General features: G+C 55.1%; 12 protein-coding genes and 3 pseudogenes. 9 read left to right on the top strand and 6 right to left on the bottom strand.

Annotated elements, in window-relative coordinates:
- Nucleotides 1-462: 462 nt before the first annotated feature.
- The 4 genes and pseudogenes from Q6D67_RS17930 to Q6D67_RS17915 form a co-directional block, all read right to left on the bottom strand.
- A complete protein-coding gene (locus tag Q6D67_RS17930) occupies nucleotides 463-2,139 on the bottom strand; it encodes a bifunctional diguanylate cyclase/phosphodiesterase (protein ID WP_304707043.1) in 1,677 nt (558 codons plus the stop codon).
- Nucleotides 2,140-2,754: 615 nt separating this feature from the next.
- Nucleotides 2,755-2,988, bottom strand: a pseudogene (locus tag Q6D67_RS17925) (transposase); the annotation flags it as partial.
- 52 nt (nucleotides 2,989-3,040) lie between these two features.
- The gene (locus Q6D67_RS17920) at nucleotides 3,041-3,298 is read right to left on the bottom strand and encodes a hypothetical protein (protein WP_304707042.1); all 258 of its coding nucleotides are present in this window, start codon (nucleotides 3,296-3,298) and stop codon (nucleotides 3,041-3,043) included.
- Nucleotides 3,299-3,305: 7 nt separating this feature from the next.
- Nucleotides 3,306-3,500, bottom strand: a pseudogene (locus tag Q6D67_RS17915) (transposase domain-containing protein); the annotation flags it as partial.
- A 22-nt stretch (nucleotides 3,501-3,522) separates the two neighbouring features.
- On the opposite strand from Q6D67_RS17915, the pseudogene Q6D67_RS17910 reads away from it, so the two are divergent.
- Nucleotides 3,523-3,723: pseudogene (locus tag Q6D67_RS17910) on the top strand (transposase domain-containing protein); the annotation flags it as partial.
- A gap of 313 nt (nucleotides 3,724-4,036) precedes the next feature.
- Here Q6D67_RS17910 and Q6D67_RS17905 read toward each other — a convergent pair.
- Complete coding sequence (locus Q6D67_RS17905; RefSeq protein WP_304707041.1) at nucleotides 4,037-4,636, bottom strand: TetR family transcriptional regulator; 600 nt, start codon at nucleotides 4,634-4,636, stop codon at nucleotides 4,037-4,039.
- A 623-nt stretch (nucleotides 4,637-5,259) separates the two neighbouring features.
- Here Q6D67_RS17905 and Q6D67_RS17900 point away from each other — a divergent pair.
- From Q6D67_RS17900 to Q6D67_RS17865, 8 genes are all read left to right on the top strand, one after another.
- A complete protein-coding gene (locus Q6D67_RS17900; RefSeq protein WP_304707040.1) occupies nucleotides 5,260-5,751 on the top strand; it encodes a chemotaxis protein CheW in 492 nt (163 codons plus the stop codon).
- A complete protein-coding gene (locus Q6D67_RS17895) occupies nucleotides 5,726-7,207 on the top strand; it encodes a CheR family methyltransferase (RefSeq protein WP_304707039.1) in 1,482 nt (493 codons plus the stop codon). The genes Q6D67_RS17900 and Q6D67_RS17895 overlap by 26 nt, the downstream gene beginning before the upstream one ends.
- A complete protein-coding gene (locus Q6D67_RS17890; RefSeq protein WP_304707038.1) occupies nucleotides 7,204-7,803 on the top strand; it encodes a chemotaxis protein CheW in 600 nt (199 codons plus the stop codon). Before Q6D67_RS17895 ends, Q6D67_RS17890 begins: the two co-directional genes overlap by 4 nt.
- A gap of 95 nt (nucleotides 7,804-7,898) precedes the next feature.
- A complete protein-coding gene (locus tag Q6D67_RS17885; protein ID WP_304707037.1) occupies nucleotides 7,899-9,359 on the top strand; it encodes a methyl-accepting chemotaxis protein in 1,461 nt (486 codons plus the stop codon).
- A 39-nt stretch (nucleotides 9,360-9,398) separates the two neighbouring features.
- Entirely contained in the window at nucleotides 9,399-11,756 is a 2,358-nt protein-coding gene (locus Q6D67_RS17880; protein ID WP_304707036.1) for a hybrid sensor histidine kinase/response regulator, read from the top strand.
- A gap of 10 nt (nucleotides 11,757-11,766) precedes the next feature.
- On the top strand, nucleotides 11,767-12,828 hold the full coding sequence (locus Q6D67_RS17875; RefSeq protein WP_304707035.1) for a chemotaxis protein CheB: 1,062 nt from the start codon (nucleotides 11,767-11,769) through the stop codon (nucleotides 12,826-12,828).
- Entirely contained in the window at nucleotides 12,821-15,736 is a 2,916-nt protein-coding gene (locus Q6D67_RS17870; protein WP_304707034.1) for an EAL domain-containing protein, read from the top strand. Before Q6D67_RS17875 ends, Q6D67_RS17870 begins: the two co-directional genes overlap by 8 nt.
- Before the next feature lie 107 nt (nucleotides 15,737-15,843).
- Entirely contained in the window at nucleotides 15,844-16,554 is a 711-nt protein-coding gene (locus Q6D67_RS17865; protein WP_304707033.1) for a hypothetical protein, read from the top strand.
- On the opposite strand, the gene Q6D67_RS21870 is transcribed toward Q6D67_RS17865, so the two are convergent.
- Nucleotides 16,489-16,872 (bottom strand): Arm DNA-binding domain-containing protein, encoded by a 384-nt coding sequence (locus Q6D67_RS21870; RefSeq protein WP_370551986.1) that lies wholly within the window; start codon nucleotides 16,870-16,872, stop codon nucleotides 16,489-16,491. The genes Q6D67_RS17865 and Q6D67_RS21870 overlap by 66 nt on opposite strands.
- Nucleotides 16,873-16,919 lie beyond the last annotated feature (47 nt).

Below are 16,919 nucleotides of genomic sequence, written 5' to 3'. Positions count from 1 at the left end.
CTTCGACATAAACACTCCTTTTGCCCATTATGGGCTTCTTTGAAGTGTCCGTGGAAGTGGGGTAGAACCCCCCCTACTCCGGTGCTCGAACGGCCCATTGCCAACCGGCGGCTTTGGGTCGTAAGCACCCTCGCCGGATTCTATATCACCAACCCGCCTCGAGGCGATAGCGGACTTAGCCACTCACGGCCAGGAGCGGACTCAAGTTAGTAGTTTTTGCGCATGTAGCCGCGACAGATTTTGAGCGCAGAAAACAATGATTCCAACAGTCTAAACTTATTAGCGTCTACGATGCGAAGCCGCGGGTCGTGCCCGGTGCTGAAGGCGCGTGGTCCAGCTAATAGCTAGACTCTTGGATGTCGATCTCAGTGAGCATGTTCACGAGTATTGATAATAGAATCCGGATTCACGCCGCACTCTCAGCGTCGGCGCCATGTTATGCCGGCCCGTGCGAGTGCTGCTCTAGCTTCGATGCCCTACCGCGAAGCCGTTCGCATCCAACCATGCCTGTAGATCGTCCGCGGGCTGCGCTGCGCTCCAGAGAAAACCCTGACCGTAGTCGCATCCAAGATCCGCAAGTATCCGTGCCTGCCCCTCCGTCTCGACACCTTCCGCCGTCACCGTCATGCCGAGCGCGTGTCCGATATCCACTATCGACTGCATCAGACGACGCGCCTTGGCGTCTGTTTCAAGGGGGGAGATGAATTCGCGGTCGATTTTTACATTCGTGGCCGGCAGACGACGCAGATAGCCAAACGAGGCGAAACCGGTACCGAAGTCGTCGATACACACGCCGATACCCGCCTCGCGCAGCCTGCCCAGTATTCTGGCGGTGGTTTCCGGATCCCGCATCAGCGCCGATTCCGTCACCTCAACCTCGAAGTGCGCCGCCGGCGTGCCGGAGGCCTGCAAACTGTCGATCAGTGTGTCGATCAAGCCCTCATCGCCAACGTTGCGGGCGGCCAGATTGATGCTCACCGGGATCAGCAGCCCGGAGCCAGCATAGTCGATGGCCGTGCGGATCACGAAACGGCTGAATTCGTCGATCAGGCTGGTCTGTTCCAGTTTGGCCATATACGCAAGGGGCAGCACGATCTCCCCGGAAGGCTGACGCCAGCGCGCCAGGGCCTCCGCACCGGCCGGCTGTCCGTCGCCCAGGCGCATCTTGGGCTGGTAATGGAGCTCGAACTCACCGGCCTGGAGCGCCTGTTCGACTCCCGCGATCAGCTCCATGGTGCCCATCTGATTCGTTTCGATCATGGGCTCGTAGGCAACCCACTCCCGTTCCATCGCCGTGGCATAGCGCAACGCCACGCGTGCGCGGCGTATGAGCTCATCCGCCCAGGGCTCACCGTCGATGTCGACGTGACCGATACCGATAGCCGGCTCGATCCTTATGGGCATGCCATCGACCTCGGACGTGGCGGCGGCCGCATGGTGCAGGGTAGGCGCGACCCGTTGCAGCGTTTGGGCGTCCCTGGCCCTGATCACAAAAGCCAGCTCCGAACCGCCGAAACGATAGGCCCCCGTGACTTCGGGACAGACGCGGAGAAGTTGCTGCGCCACTTCATGCATGATCTTGTCGTCGGCGCCAAGGCCAATGACGTCGATGATCTCGGCGAGGTCCGTGGCCCTCAACAGCATCAGCGCCATTCGGCTTTCGTCCACGGATCGATGGCCGAGTAACGAGTCGAGTTCCGCCCTGAGCGCGAACAGGTTGGGCAACCCCGTCATCGGGTCGACACGTTCGGCGTGGATCACCGCCTGCGCCTGTCGCCGCAACCGGTCATGCAGCGCCCCCGTAATGACGCCGATGAAAACGAAAATCACCAGACGCGGCATCCAATGCCCCGGCCCCTGCTGCTCCACGCTGACCGTGTCCAGGGGTACGTAAAGACCGAGGAGAAGCGCACCCAGCAGCGCGGTCAGAAAACCGCCTGGAACACCGAACCACGCCGCACCCAGTAAAACGGGCAGCACCACGGCATAGGAGGAGGGACTGTGCGCCCCACTGGTGTAGAAGACCAATACCACGCTTACGGCAAGCAGGGCGGCAATCGTCGCGAGATAAAGGGCATGGCACGCCCACGACCGCTGGTGCGTGAACAGTTTTGCGGTGAGGTAAAGTGGTCTGAGCATTTATCGCTTTCCCTGCGCCGCGCACTTATGTACACGCAAAAATAAATTCACTCGTGTTGGGTATGGATACTCCAACAATGGCACAAAGTCAAAAGTTTGCCACCTTTTCCGGAGGGCCACACTCCATGAGCGTTCGGCTTCACGTCGTGAGTCCGGGCTATGTCCTCAACCGATAAGTCGACCCCATAACCAGAGTCCGAATTGAGCGTCCATGACAGAGAACGGCACCGCTCGCCGGAACGGCGCCTGTTGCGGATGTCCGGAGTCAGACTTGGCCTTTTGCCTAACGGCCTTGGCTGATAGTAGCGATTAGTAGGATAGTGAAGAAAGATTTCATTAAATGTCCCCTTTCCATGTTTTCCTAGGGCTTCTGGGTCGCTTCCCGTGTCTGCTATGGGTCCAGCCTGTGTGAAAACTCACCAAAATGTTGGTTCATTACCGATTTCAAATTCTAGCCAACGGGCCCAGATATTTTCTCAAAAGCAAATGGGGCAGGCTTTTAGGCCTGGATCGCCTGCACCAATCGCTGCGTTCCGAAAATGCTCAACATACGCTTCATATTGTAGGCCAATACATGCAAGCTCATTTCCGTACTCACTCTCGGTAGCGTTTTAGTCAAAAAATGCGTCGCCCCCATCCACCNTGGATCGCCTGCACCAATCGCTGCGTTCCGAAAATGCTCAACATACGCTTCATATTGTAGGCCAATACATGCAAGCTCATTTCCGTACTCACTCTCGGTAGCGTTTTAGTCAAAAAATGCGTCGCCCCCATCCACCCTTTTAGCGTTCCAAATGGGTGCTCAACAGTTTGTCGCCGTATCCTTGCTGCTTCAGGTAGATTATCTAACGTAAGCGATCAGCAAACTACGGGGTGGTCGCCGATCAATAATGCGGAGCCGTCAGAGACGGTCGTCATACCCATTGTTGATTTCGTCGACCGGGTCTTGGTCCTCAAGTGCGATTTCGATGGCGCGATCGAGCCGTATCAGTAGCTGCCGAAGCGTTTCATCTTCTCGGCGTACAAGCATGGCAAGGCAGCGAGCTTCATCTGTAGCAACCGCGGAGCAGGGTATTGAGGCCACAGCGCCAATGCTGATTTCACCGTTGTCGTCGATGAGGAACTCGATGTTGGGTAGGGACGGGAATACCTCGCTCATGATGCTATCAAGTCCTGTCGATTCGCCAGGGCAGCAGCGCCTCAATGGCCTCCATGGAGTCGGCCCGGGGCAGCTGCTCGTAGACCTGGCGCAGGTAGGCGTAAGGCTCCAGCCCGTTGGCTTTCGCCGTCTCGATCAGCGAGTATAGGTTGGCGCTGGCGTTCACCCCTGCCACCGAGTCACTGAACATCCAGTTTTTCCGGTTATGCTGAGCTCTACATAAACGAAGTAATTTGCTGTTCGCGGGCCCCCTACGCAGTGGCCAGCGTGGTGCCAATGTAATGACCCTGATCCAGTCGGCGAAGATCAACGGTCTGGACCCGCAGGCTTACCTGCGTGACGTCCTGGCGCGCTTGCCGAGCGCGCGGCAGTCAGACCTCGATGATCTGCTGCCGCATAACTGGGCACCTGGGATCAAGGTGTAATCACCGGACGCATACCAAAAAGCTTCGGGTTCCCAAACCCCACCTGGCTATTGAGCCAAGATCAAAGCCGGAAAACGGCTACGAAGGGCATTACTGAAGGCATTCAGCGAACAACTCATCGAACGCCGGAAACGAAAAGTCTGACAGACGCAGATAAAACGGGACTTGGTCAGATTGTCGCCGCTAAAGGCGTTAACTTTAACCGCTCAAAGCCTACCTCTCGCCGTTGAATAGGTTTCCAAATGAAATAATAATCCCTAGCCGAGAAACTTTTATTCTCTGTCCGGGGCTTTGCTGGCGGACACTCCGGCTCTCAGTCATCTGGACCAAAGAACGTTTTCTGTACAAAGGCAACTACATTTAAGAGCCGCTTCTCAACACCTACGGGTTCCCTGCCGAGTATCGTTGACCGGTCAATCGAAAAATTAGCGCCAATTAGAGCAGCAGCAACTACGTGGGCCCGCACGATGTTCCCCGAGGCGGCGCCTCCCTCGTCCAATATTGCACGCGTAAGGGCCAATTGGTATTTTGATTGAATCCTCAGCATGCCAGCCTCAAGCACCTCTTCGCTGTAGATCATGCCTCTTATTTTGTTCTGGTCAGGTGAGGTTAGCTTCCCCGCCTGTTCAGCAACATGCCTTTCCCAGACTTTCACCGCTGGCACGCCTGGTTCTCGCGTTTCCAATAGCACCATGAATTCTCGCAGACCGAGTTCGTATCGCCAAAGCATCAGATCAGCCTTAGAGGGAAAGTAACGGAGGAGCGTGCGCTTGTGTATTCCCGCCGATTCGGCGATTTCCTCCAGAGTCACGCCGTGGAAACCTCGGTCTAGGAACGCATTGATCGCCGCATCCTCTATTTTTTGCTGGGTGTGCGCTTTCTTGATATCTCTTCGCGAGTGAGTCTCGGCCATAATAGATACAACGTCCTTTTGTTTAACGACCTGATTGAGCACTTGCGAGACTGTTTTTAGATATGATTTAGGTCTATCCGAGTCGGCAGTCCCTACAGGGACTGCGTAGTTGTCCTTGTTCTTAAAAGCAGCCGCGTGCGAATGTCATTCGCGGCACAGCTTACTGATGGGAAACCTGTTGTCACCAACCACCAGCAAATAACAACAGTATCTCGCCCATTCTACGGGTTTTCTGCGGTTTGCAGGAAAACATACCAATCTCGGGCCGCCACTTTAGTCCGTATTGTAGCTTCTCACTAGAAGTATGACTATCGGCTGATCACCCTTTTCGCAGGAAACGCTTCTCGCCACCTAAATGAGACCAGACGCTGGGACTAGGGGGTTCTCGAAGGCGAAGTCGCCACTTTTGTCGGTGGCCCCGCACTTCTTATTATGTACCTGAAAGACACTATTGGCTGTGCCATCTCCAGCCAAGTACGAGCTGCAGGCCCTCTTACAGCTTATTACACTGTAAATAGACTGGAAAATGATACAAATGTATTTGAGAATCTCTTTTTCCAATGATAGCATCACATGCCACCGAGTGGCACTTTAATAACATTCGAGCATGATTAGAAACTAATATGTCGACCGACGATTATGTAATAGTTCGCTTGGATTCCGCACGTATTGGGCTTCGGGCGTCCGCCGTCGACAGGGTTGTACAGCCCGTTGAAATTACTCCGCTCCATCAGGCCCCAAAGATCGCCCTGGGCGTGATCAACGTACACGGCACCATCATCCCCGTAGTCAACTTCCGCAGCCGCTTCGGCTTGCCCCATCGAGAAATCGCTCTTAACGACAGATTGGTGATTGCCCGCACGGCTCTGCGTTCTTTGGCTTTCGTTGCCGATGTTGTTGAAGGCGTCTTTGAATACCCCGAGTCTGACATTACTGATTCGTCCACGGTAGTGTCTGGCCTAGAAGCAATCAACGGGATAGCGAAAGGTCGAGGAGACATCGTCTTCATTCACGATTTAGAACTCTTCCTTTCCGCAGGGGAAGCCAACTCACTGGACAGCGCCGTGGCCACCCTGCGCAGTGCAACGGATGCTGAAGAGCGAAATGCTTCCTGAATACCTGCAGATGTGTCTGAAAGACCTACTCACAAAGAAAATAGGTCTGAACTTTGCCGGAAGTGGGTGGCAGGACTTCGAGCTAAGAATTGCAGCAGCAGCGAAGGACGCCGGCGCGGCCGACGCTCTCACCTATATCCAGCTGTTATTGGATTCCCCGCCGTCACCAGCAAACATGGGAACCTTGGCCCGGCACTTTACCGTCGGAGAAACCTACTTCTTCCGCCACAAAGCCAGTTTTGATGCCCTGGCTGCCCATGTGCTGCCGGAACTTCTGCAACGTCGCGAGTTGGACCAACGTCAGCTGCGTATTTGGAGTGCTGGTTGCTGTACCGGTGAAGAGGCCTACTCGATAGCCATTCTGCTCGACCGCTTACTGCCGCAGCAAGAAAACTGGGAAATCAGCATAGTAGCGACGGATATCAACCCGCTCTTTCTGCAGAAGGCAGAGCGAGCCGTTTATGGCGAATGGTCGTTCCGTGGAACGCCGGAATGGGTGAAGGATCTCTATTTTACCAAAGGGCGAAACAATACCTACGAATTAATCCCAAAGATTCGCCAGCGAGTCCAGTTCGCATACTTGAATCTCGCGGAGGGTACGTATCCGTCTGCTCAATCCGATACCGACCGGCTGGATGTCATAGTCTGCCGCAATGTATTGATGTACTTTTCGACCGAAGAAGCTCGCCGTGTGGTGAGCCGGTTTCGGGCCGCCCTCCAGGAAAATGGCCTTTTATTGGTGAGCCCGGCAGAAACCTCTTCCACCTTGTTTCCGGATTATTCCCTGGTGCATTACGTCGGCACAAGCTTTTACCAGCCGCGCGAAGCAGTGGCCCCCAAGAAACCAGCTCTTCTATCACTGAAGCAAGCACCGCAGGCGGCAACGCAAATAAAGAACATGAAAACGGCAGCAGTTAACGTGCCACGAATAAGACCAGCGGCAAGGCCCGAGCAAAAGAGTAGCGCTGTATCGTGGTCTAGAGCGAGCAAAGCCAGGATTACGCCGACACGAATCGGCGGGAACAGCGAGAGCGCCGTCGAATTGGCGCGCCTGGCCCGCGCGGCGGCCGACAAAGGCAATCTGGATAATGCCGCACAGCTATGTGAGCAAGCCATCGCCGCGGAAAAACTTAACCCGGCGTTTTATTACTTGCTGGCAACAATTGATCAGGAGCGGGGCCGAATAGATGCGGCGGTTCAGGCACTGCAGCGGACGCTTTACCTTGACCATCGATTTGTTCTGGCCCACTTCGCGCTGGCCAACCTACGGCTGGTGGAAGGCCGCCGCAAAGATGCTGCACGATATTTGGAAACTGTCCGACGATTACTGCAGGACTACGAGGCAGATGAAACATTAGCCGAATCCGATAGCCTCACTGTCGGTCGGCTCGACGATATAGCAGCCACCTTGGCTGCAAGCCTGAATCAAGATCGACATACGGCGGAATATGGATGAAGGGTTCCCACGGCTCTCAATTTGACTGGCAGTCGATACGGCGAAGGCTCGATGCGGCCTTGGCTTACATCGATCACGAGACCAAGGTTCCGGTCTCCGAAGTAAATCGCATACTGAAAGCGCGGGCCCAGGTCCTTGCGCAGGAGTCGACGGTCAGTGAATCAGACGAATCCCTGGAGATTCTTGAGTTCCAGCTTGGCCATGAGCGTTACGCTGTGGAGACCTGCTATGTGCGCGAAGTCTATCAACTGGACAACCTGACTACCCTGCCAGGCGTTCCACCTTTTGTCATGGGTGTGGTGAATATTCGCGGCGAAATTGTTTCGGTGGTGGATATCAAGCATGTTTTGGGTCTACCGGAAAAAAGTATAACTCATCTCAACAAGGTCATCGTAATGGAACTCCACAGCATGGTGTTCGGCGTTCTGGCCGATGAATTCGAAGGCGTTCGGCGTCTGCCGATGTCAGAGCTGGATGCATCAAGACAGGGATCCACCAGAATTGATGGTAGTTATTTTCGAGGTATTACCACATCCGGCTTGGCAATTCTGGATGGCCAGGTGCTACTTAACGCTGAAAGCATCATCGTGAAGTAAACAGAAGTGCTTTGTAGTCCGGACACGAAGCTGGGCTAAAAATATGAACTACGAAATAAACTATCGTAAATAAACACAGTTTGAGGGGAAGGGCTATGACTATCAGCAAAAAATTGTTGTGGGGCTACGGTTTCGTCCTTGCACTGCTGGTCGTCGTCACCATGGTTGCGATTTCCGCGTTACAGCGCACCCAACTAACTTACGATGAGCTGGTGGATAGAAATGCCAAAATCGTGGACATGGCGAACACCATGGCCCGGTCCGCGCGGGAGCAGGTCAGTGATTACCGCGGTGCCGTGATCTACGAAAGTGATCGGGCTGGCTACATTGAACGTTTAATGGAGGCCCGCCGAATATACAGCACCGCCCAGGACAACATCGAGCCATTGATAGTTTCAGGTGTGGGCCGTGGCCTGCTCGACAAGATCAAAGCGTTGCACGCGGAGTTCGAGGCCACACAGGATCGGGGGCTAAGCCTGGTAAGAGAAGGCAGGTTAACGGCCAACACCAAACTTGCGGCGGAAGTGTCCCCCGCGAGCGACCGCCTGGTGGAAGTCGTGGACCAGTTTCGCAAGGACCAAGCCGCAAGGGTGGAATCCGCACGTGCTGATCTTGCGGGCGAAGCCAGCCTGCTGACGCTGATCATGATCATTGTGTCTGGGGTGGCTATTGTCGCCGGGCTGGCCATTGCAGTGTTGCTCGGACGGGGGATCACTCGACAGTTGCAGGAAAGCTCTGGGTTGCTGTCATCATCGGCGGCGGAGATACTCGCCACGACCACACAACTGGCAGCGGGCGCCACTGAAACCAACACGGCCGTCAGCGAAACTACGACCACAGTTGAAGAAGTCAAGCAAACCGCCCAACTGGCCAGCGAAAAGGCCCGGCAGGTGCTGGACAGTGCGCAGAAAGCTGCTGAAGCTTCCGATTCCGGTCAGCAATCCGTCGATGACGCCATCGAGGGAATGCGCCACATCCAGGTGCAGATGGAAGCTATCGCCGAGAGTATTGTGCAATTGTCCGAGCAGAGTCAATCCATCGGAGACATTATTCTGGTGGTAAGCAACCTGGCCGAGCAATCGAACCTGCTGGCAGTAAACGCTGCGATTGAAGCAACCCGCGCCGGAGAGCAGGGGAAGGGTTTCGCCGTAGTGGCCCAGGAAGTGAAAAGCCTCGCAGACCAGTCCAAGCAAGCCACCGGTCAAGTGCGTTCCATACTGGCTGATATCCAGAAAGCCACAGGCAGCGCCGTGCTTGCCACCGAACAGGGCAAAAAGGCCGTAGACGCCGGTGTAAAACAGTCCACCGATGCAGGAGAAGTGATTCGGCTGCTTGCGGAAAGTGTAACCGAGGCCTCGGACGCGGCTACTCAAATTGCCGCCTCAAGCCATCAGCAAATGGTGGGTATGGACCAAGTGGCCATAGCCATGGAAAACATCAAGCAAGCCAGCTCACAGAACGCAGCTGGGGCGAAGCAGGCAGAAGACGCAGCAGAAGGCCTTCACGATCTGGGGCGTAAACTCATATCGATGGTTGGCGGCGCAGGCACGGACTGAATGAGCGGACCACAAAAATAACCGGGACCTACCGAAACCATGGCCGACAAAAACAACGAGCTATTGGCGCGCCTTTTAGCAATGTTTCGTATTGAAGCTGACGAACATGTCCGAGCTATGTCGAGCGGACTCCTGGCAGTGGAAAAACTGCCGGCGAGTGGACCAGAGCAGCAGGAAGTCGTGGAAGCGATTTTCCGGCAGGCACATAGTCTCAAAGGCGCCGCCCGGGCGGTAGAATTCACCCAGATTGAATCCATTTGTCAGCCGCTGGAAAGCATCTTTGCGGCAGTGAGAGGTCGACAGTTAACGCTTTCAACGTCACTGGTTGACCTACTGCACCGTGCCGTCAGTCTGATCGAAGACTTGGCTAATGTTGGTGTGGATGAGGCCCGGGAGAAGCAGCCGGAAGTGGTGGCTTTAGTTCGCCAGTTGGACCGATCATTGATGCGCACTGGTCGCGGTAGCGGCAAGCGCGGCGAAACAGATTCCCCTGGGCCGCCTGCGACAAGTAAAACGGCGCGAAGTGGCGACCGTGGGACGTCAGTCGCGGTCACACCGTCGAATTCCAGCACCAGGGTAAGCCAGGCAGTAGCGGACAACGCTAACGCCGCACCGGCTTCCACCCAGTCAGCGGCTACCGCAACTGTCCGTGTATCGACCAAGAAGCTAGATGCGGTGATGCGTCTGTCTGAAGAGATGCTCGGATCGAGACTGGCGGCAGCGCAACGAGCCGCCGAAGTTCGACGCACCGTCGGCGAACTCATCATCTGGCGTAAACGTTCAAAGGAGATGCAGAACCTGTTGCGCCCCCTGGAACGGGAGCTGTCCTCCTCGTCGCAGGCATCCGACCAACTCCGCAAGCTGCTGGCCTACTTCACGGATGAACAGCTTCAGGTGGACGCACTGGAAGACCAGTTGGCGACCATTAGCCGGTCCACCGACAGTGACTGCCGCAGCTTGGGGTCCATGACTGACGATCTCCAGCAGCGTGTAAGAGATATGCAGTTGCTGCCCTGCAACACCTTGCTTGATCTATTTGGGCGGCAAGCTCGCGCTTTGGCGCGGGAACAGGGCAAGGACGTGGAACTCAGCGTGCAAGGCAGCGATATCGAAGTGGATCGCCGGCTACTCGACGAGATCAAGGATCCGCTGATTCATCTGATGCGTAACTGCATCGACCACGGCATTGAGAAACCGGCGCAAAGGCGGCAAAGCCACAAGCCTCCACAGGGCGCTGTCGGCATTTCGGTGGTGCAAAAAGAAAGCGGTAAAATTGCCATCACCATTACCGATGATGGTGCCGGTATCGACATTCAGCGCCTGAAGGCGGTTGCCATCGAGTCCGGCACGCTCCCGGCGAACGAAGCGGATAGCATCAGCGATGCTGAGGCCCTCGATCTGATTTTCAAATCCGGTCTCTCCACCAGCCCGCTCATTACCGATCTGTCCGGTCGCGGTTTGGGTATGGCCATTGTGCGAGACAAAATCGAGCAGTTGGGCGGCTCTATCGGCGTGTCATCGACGGTCAAGGTCGGGACCCGTTTCGACATCCTCGTGCCCATTAGCCTGGCCACGTTTCGCGGCACCCTGGTACAGGCAGCAGACAAAACGTTCATCATTCCCTCAGCTAACGTTGACCGCGTACTACGTGTGTCTTCGGACAGCATCCACTGCAGCATCAACAACAGCGATACGATTGGCATTGACGGCCAGGCGCTGGCGCTGGTCTGGCTGCACGACACTCTCAAGTTAGCGCGCCAGCCCCGGAATGATACCGAATCAGCTTTGGTTATCGTTCTCGGGCGAGGCATCCATCGTGTTGCTTTTCGAGTCGATACGGTTATCGGCGAGCAGGAGGTGTTGGTGAAGGCACTTGGGCCCCAACTGCGCCGGGTGACCAACGTGACAGGCGCCAGTATCCTGGGCAACGGGGAGGTAGTTCCCGTGCTCAACGTGCCGGACCTGCTGGAAGCCGCCAGCCGCCAGCCATTGTCAACGACACCTCCGGCTTCAGCCGTGGCGGCTGATCACGTCCAACGATCGATTCTCGTTGTGGAAGATTCCATCACTTCACGTGCCCTGATGAAGAATATACTCGAGGCCGCTGGCTTCCACGTTGTTACCGCCGTGGATGGCATAGATGCTTACGCGACCTTGAAACGGCATTCCTTCGATCTAATGGTTTCCGACGTGGACATGCCGCGTATGAATGGTTTTGACCTGACGGCAAAGCTCCGCGCCAACGACGAGCTATCTCATATACCGGTGATTCTGGTTACCACACTCGATTCCCGCGAAGATCATGAGCGCGGAGTGGACGCAGGTGCGAATGCCTATATCGTGAAAAGCAGCTTCGATCAGAGCAACCTGCTTGAAGTCATCCAGCGCATAATATGAGGATAAGCTCGTGATCAAAGTCGTGGTCATTGACTGCGCCCAGGGGCCGCAGGAGGCAATTGCCAAGCTGTTCTTGAATCGCCATGACATGCAAGTGGTGTCCACGGCGCAGTCCTGCGACGAAGCTGTAGAACTGATCCGCCGTTTGCGTCCCACTATCGCGGTCGTGTGTCACCAGCCGCCGATGCTGGATGCTCTGGACGCGACCCAACAAATCATGCAGCTCTGCCCCTTGCCCATCATCATTCTCACTGCTCGCGGCAGTCCCGGTGAAGTCGCTTCCACCTTCGATGCGGTGGCTGCGGGCGCCCTGGCGGTCATGCCGCGCCCCCCCAGAGAATCTGGGCCAGGCCAGAACTCGGCGGCAAAGGAGTTCCTGCAAACCGTACGGGTGATGTCGGAGGTCAGGGTCGTACGTCGTTGGCCGAAAAAACACCTGGAGCAGGTACGCCCTCCCCACAACCCGGTGTCCCATTCACCCGGTCAACTGAACATGGTCGCCATCGGTGCCTCAACGGGTGGACCACTTGCCCTCGCGGCAATCCTCGCAGGCCTACCCAAGGATTTTGCGGCCCCCGTTATGGTGGTCCAGCACATGGCGGCTGGTTTCATACGCGGATTCGTCGACTGGCTGGCACCCTCCTCCGCGTTGCCAGTGCATATAGCCACTCACCACGAACGCATGTCTCCCGGCCATGTTTACATGGCGCCGGACGGCGTTCACATGGAGGCAGCTCGCGGCAACAGAATTGCACTGGTGCCGGGCTCCCCGGAGCACGGTGTACAACCGTCGGTCACTAGCTTGTTCCGTTCAGTGGCGCAGCTGTATGGGCCCGAGGCCGCCGCGGTCCTCCTCACCGGAATGGGACGCGATGGCGCCGCCGAACTACTACTGTTGAGAGACAGGGGCGCCATGACATTCGCTCAGGACAAGGCAAGCTCCGTTGTCCACGGCATGCCGGGGGAGGCCATCAAGTTGGGCGCCGCTGCGCATATACTCACACCACAAGCAATCGCCTTGGCGCTTACCAAGCGATCGGTGGCTCAGCGCGAGGGGCTCAATCATGACTGAGCGGTATCAACAGAAGAAAACGCAGATTTTGGTCGTTGAAGACAGCATCACGCAAGCTGAACAACTCACTGCCACTCTGCAAAGTCATGGCCATGAGACGCGTGTCGCGCAAAATGGCGAGCAGGCCTTGGTCATGATTCAGGAGCAAGAGCCTGGGCTTATAATCAGCGATGTTGTGATGCCCAAGATGGATGGCTACCGTCTCTCTAGCATTATCAAGGCAGACGATGGTCTCAAGCACATCCCTCTGATCCTGGTTACAACCCTTTCCGACCCAAATGACGTGCTCCACGGCCTCGAGTGCGGTGCTGACAACTTTATTCGCAAACCCATCGATGAGCGCTATCTGATCACGCGCATCGACTATTTGCTAATGAACCGTGAATTGCGCCTGCACCAGAAGACGCAACTGGGTCTGGAAATCGACCTTCGTGGCAAGCGCTTCTTCATCAATTCCGACCGCCAGCAGATACTCGACCTCCTAATTTCGACCTATGAGCAGGCGGTGGACCTAAATCAGGAGCTGTCCCGGCGCGAGCGCGAACTGGCCAAATCCAACGAAGTGCTGGACAGCCTTTACCAAATTGCCGATGACATCAACAGGGCGGTGACCGCCCGGGACGTACTGGATAGAGTCATCGATCGCGTGATGGAATTACCCGACGTCGCCGGGGCCTGGATTACTCTTCCGGTACAGGGAAACACGGATCTCTTTAGTATTCAGGCAGTGCGCAACCTTTCATTTGAGATCGGCGACCAATTTGGAAGTGGCAGCTGCCACTGCCTGGCTGGATTGATGAGTGGCGACATTAGTTTCCCGGTCAATATCTCCAACTGCGAATGCCTGAGAGCACTGCTCTTTACGGCTGAAGCGACCTGTCACGCGACGGTGCCCTTAACCTTGGCCAGTGGTCGCAAGATGGGCGTAGTGAATTTTCTCTCGCCGGACGAGTATGGTTTTGACGAGGCTCAGCTGCAATTGTTTTCGGGTGTGGGCAATCAACTCGCTGTCGCTCTGGAGCGCGCCGAGCTGCACGAAAACTTGGAGCGCCTCGTTGAAGAAAGGACCTTGCAGGTAAAGCGCCTCAACCGGCTTTACAGCGTACTTAGCGGAATCAACCTGGCCATCGTACGAACCCGTACGCAGAGCGAGCTCTTCGATGAAGTCTGTCGCATAGCTATCGACGCGGGGGCGTTCGCCTTTGCCTGGATAGGCACCGTTGACAGTAACGGGGAGGGCAGCGTCAAGGCCTCCGCCCATGCAACAGGCTCGGGTCCAAGTTATGAGGAAATCGAGGAAGCGGTGAAAGCGGCAGAACATCCCTTGTCTGCCGAACAACAACTGCAAAGAGGCGAGGTCTTCATCCTCAACAACATCGCGGGTCGAAACAAAATCACCACTCCGTGGCGTGATGAATACCAGTCAACCGCCATTCTTCCCCTGTTTCGTGGGGAGTCACTTGAGGCTGTCTGCACACTATATTCGATGGAACCCGACGCCTTTGACGACGAAAAGGAGATGAATCTGTTGAGGGAAATTGCCGGCGACATCAGCTTTGCGCTCGATTTCCAGGACAAGGATCGGCGCCTGAACTACCAGGCTTATTATGACGGCGTGACCGGTTTGCCCAATCGCACATTGTTCGTCGATCGCCTCAACCAGGCTGTTCTAGACGCGCGCCAATCCGACGATTTTGGCGCGGTTCTGGTTCTTGATTTAGACCGGTTTAAAAATGTTAACGATAGTCTCGGCCATGCCGCCGGTGACGCACTCCTGAAGGCCATCGGGGAGCGACTAAGCAGCGTTACCCGCGACAAGGATACAGTCGCGCGACTCGCCAGTGACGAATTTGGTCTATTGTGCCCCGCTCTGGAGCACCAAGTCAGCGCCAGTCAAATCGTCAGCATGCTATTAAACTGCTTCGACCAGCCCATTACCATTGCCGGCAATGAGCTCTTTATAAAGGCGAGCCTTGGCGTCTCGGTGTTCCCTTCCGACGGGGCGGCAGCCGACATAATTATGCAGAATGCCTACGCAGCAATGAATCGAGCGAAAATGAATGATGGCAGCGACTATCAGTTCTACTCCTCCGAAATGACTTCCAAGGCGCACGAACGTTTGACCTTGGAAAATGATCTGCAACGCGCATTGGACCGAAATGAGTTCGTGTTGCATTATCAGCCGATCATCGATGCGTATACCTGTCAGATACTCGGTGTAGAAACTTTGATTCGCTGGAGCAGCCCCGAACGCGGGCTGGTACCTCCTTTCTCGTTCATTCCAATTGCCGAAGAGACCTCTCTCATCGTTGACATCGGCGCATGGGTGATGGAAGAGGCCTGTCACCAGGTTGCGAGCAAATGGAAAGTGACTGCACCCGAGCTTCGGCTTTCTGTGAATGTCTCCACCCGGCAGTTCCTGCAGAGTGACTTTTTTGACATGATTACAGGCGTTCTTGATCGCACAGGAATGGATCCCTCACGCCTGGCGCTTGAAATCACCGAGAGTCATTTAATGGAGAACATCGATGAAATGATTGCCATTATGCACAAGCTCGGCAACCTGGGCATCGTCTTTTCGATCGACGATTTCGGAACTGGCTATTCGAGTCTTTCGTATTTAAAAAATCTGCCGATTGCCAACCTCAAAGTCGACCGTTCCTTTGTAATGAACCTGCCTGACAATGTCGACGATGTAGTTATCGCAAAAACCATCATCTCCTTGGCCCACAATCTCAAGCAAAAAGTTATTGCCGAAGGGGTTGAAACGAGGGAACAACTGGAATTTTTGCGAGCACAGTCCTGCGATTTCATACAGGGCTATTACGTCAGTAGGCCACTACCTGCCGATGAGCTGACTCCACTGCTCGAAAAAGGCTACCTGACCCAAAAAGAACCGGCTAAGTGAACCGGATGCACCGAGCGGAATTAAGTTAATGGTCCTGCAGCTAATGGGCGAACTGCTCAATGGTGTGGTACCTTGCCGTAATTTTTTTTTACCACGGGTGAAGCGCCATGCATGAAGCAGCATCGCATCTGTCAGACAGCGTCATCATTGTTCCTGCCATTCCTTCTGACGTCACAGAATCCTACAACAGTGACAACACAGGTAAATGGTACAAATTCATTGAGGCGCACGTTGATCCACTTAGAACCGAATTGCGCAAACAGATACCCGAGAGCATGTTTGATTCAGTTACTGAGATCTATAAAAAACACACACCAATAAGTGGCTCACTCGTATCACTGCACTGGCTTAATCCTGATACTAAGTTCGTGCTCAGTGAAGTTCTACGACACCAATTCGGGGACACTGCTATAGATCGTGGATTTGGTGAGACTGCGCCACAGTATACCCAGATGAAAGAAACTTTTTGTGCTGCGATTCGATTGTTTTGGGAGCATGCAAGTTGGGTAGCTTTACACCTAGGAACCGAATACGAAATGGATTTTCCTTTGAAACAAGCAACTGACAACTACTTTAACGTAGTCGATCCAAAGCTCGCCAAAATGATGTTCGACCACGCGTTCAGTCAGATGTGCGTTGACGATCGCACTCCACATCATGCGAAACTGAAAGATATCTATGAATCCGAGTTTTGCAAAACACTCGATATCGAGAAGCTATCAGGCCTTGATAGCTATCTAGCAAAATTGATATCAGGTTACGTCAAGACCTGCGCTGATTATTGGAAACTGGGAGGCTACAAACAATACACTTGGTAAAACGTCCAGCTGTGCGCGGCCACAATTTCCGCGCATAGACCTGAGGCTCCGCGCGGTAGCCTGTGCCAGCTTGGTGCAGTGGGCCTTGCGTCGCTCCACCGGATCAATGCCCTGCCGTACCTGTTCCTTAAGCTCCCGGACCTTGTTGCTGGCTTCCGCCAGTGGCACCTCGGGGAAGCCTCCCAGCCCAATCTCGCGGCGGCGTTCGCCCACCATCGTGCGTAGAGTCCAGCACTTTGCACTCGTGGGGGTCACAACCATATGCAGGCCAGACACTCCCGCCTCTTTTCTATATAATTCAGTAACTTGCACACACATTCTTTCGATATTCCTCGAACAGCCCCATATAACGTCTATGGCCTGAA

The sequence above is a fragment of the Haliea sp. E1-2-M8 genome, assembly GCF_030649675.1.
Taxonomy (GTDB): Bacteria; Pseudomonadota; Gammaproteobacteria; order Pseudomonadales; family Halieaceae; genus Haliea.
The sequence above is the reverse complement of the archived record's forward strand: the minus strand, read 5'-3'. Positions and strand labels throughout refer to the sequence as shown.

Excerpts from the sequence above, each read along its gene's own strand:
- Q6D67_RS17930 (WP_304707043.1), bottom strand. The coding sequence starts at position 2,139 with ATGCTCAGACCACTTTACCTCACCGCAAAACTGTTCACGCACCAGCGG.
- Q6D67_RS17900 (WP_304707040.1), top strand. The coding sequence starts at position 5,260 with ATGTCGACCGACGATTATGTAATAGTTCGCTTGGATTCCGCACGTATT.
- Q6D67_RS17890 (WP_304707038.1), top strand. The coding sequence starts at position 7,204 with ATGAAGGGTTCCCACGGCTCTCAATTTGACTGGCAGTCGATACGGCGA.
- Q6D67_RS17870 (WP_304707034.1), top strand. The coding sequence starts at position 12,821 with ATGACTGAGCGGTATCAACAGAAGAAAACGCAGATTTTGGTCGTTGAA.
- Q6D67_RS17865 (WP_304707033.1), top strand. The coding sequence starts at position 15,844 with ATGCATGAAGCAGCATCGCATCTGTCAGACAGCGTCATCATTGTTCCT.
- Q6D67_RS21870 (WP_370551986.1), bottom strand. The coding sequence starts at position 16,872 with ATGTGTGTGCAAGTTACTGAATTATATAGAAAAGAGGCGGGAGTGTCT.
- Q6D67_RS17885 (WP_304707037.1), top strand. The coding sequence starts at position 7,899 with ATGACTATCAGCAAAAAATTGTTGTGGGGCTACGGTTTCGTCCTTGCA.
- Q6D67_RS17895 (WP_304707039.1), top strand. The coding sequence starts at position 5,726 with ATGCTGAAGAGCGAAATGCTTCCTGAATACCTGCAGATGTGTCTGAAA.
- Q6D67_RS17920 (WP_304707042.1), bottom strand. The coding sequence starts at position 3,298 with ATGAGCGAGGTATTCCCGTCCCTACCCAACATCGAGTTCCTCATCGAC.
- Q6D67_RS17905 (WP_304707041.1), bottom strand. The coding sequence starts at position 4,636 with ATGGCCGAGACTCACTCGCGAAGAGATATCAAGAAAGCGCACACCCAG.
- Q6D67_RS17880 (WP_304707036.1), top strand. The coding sequence starts at position 9,399 with ATGGCCGACAAAAACAACGAGCTATTGGCGCGCCTTTTAGCAATGTTT.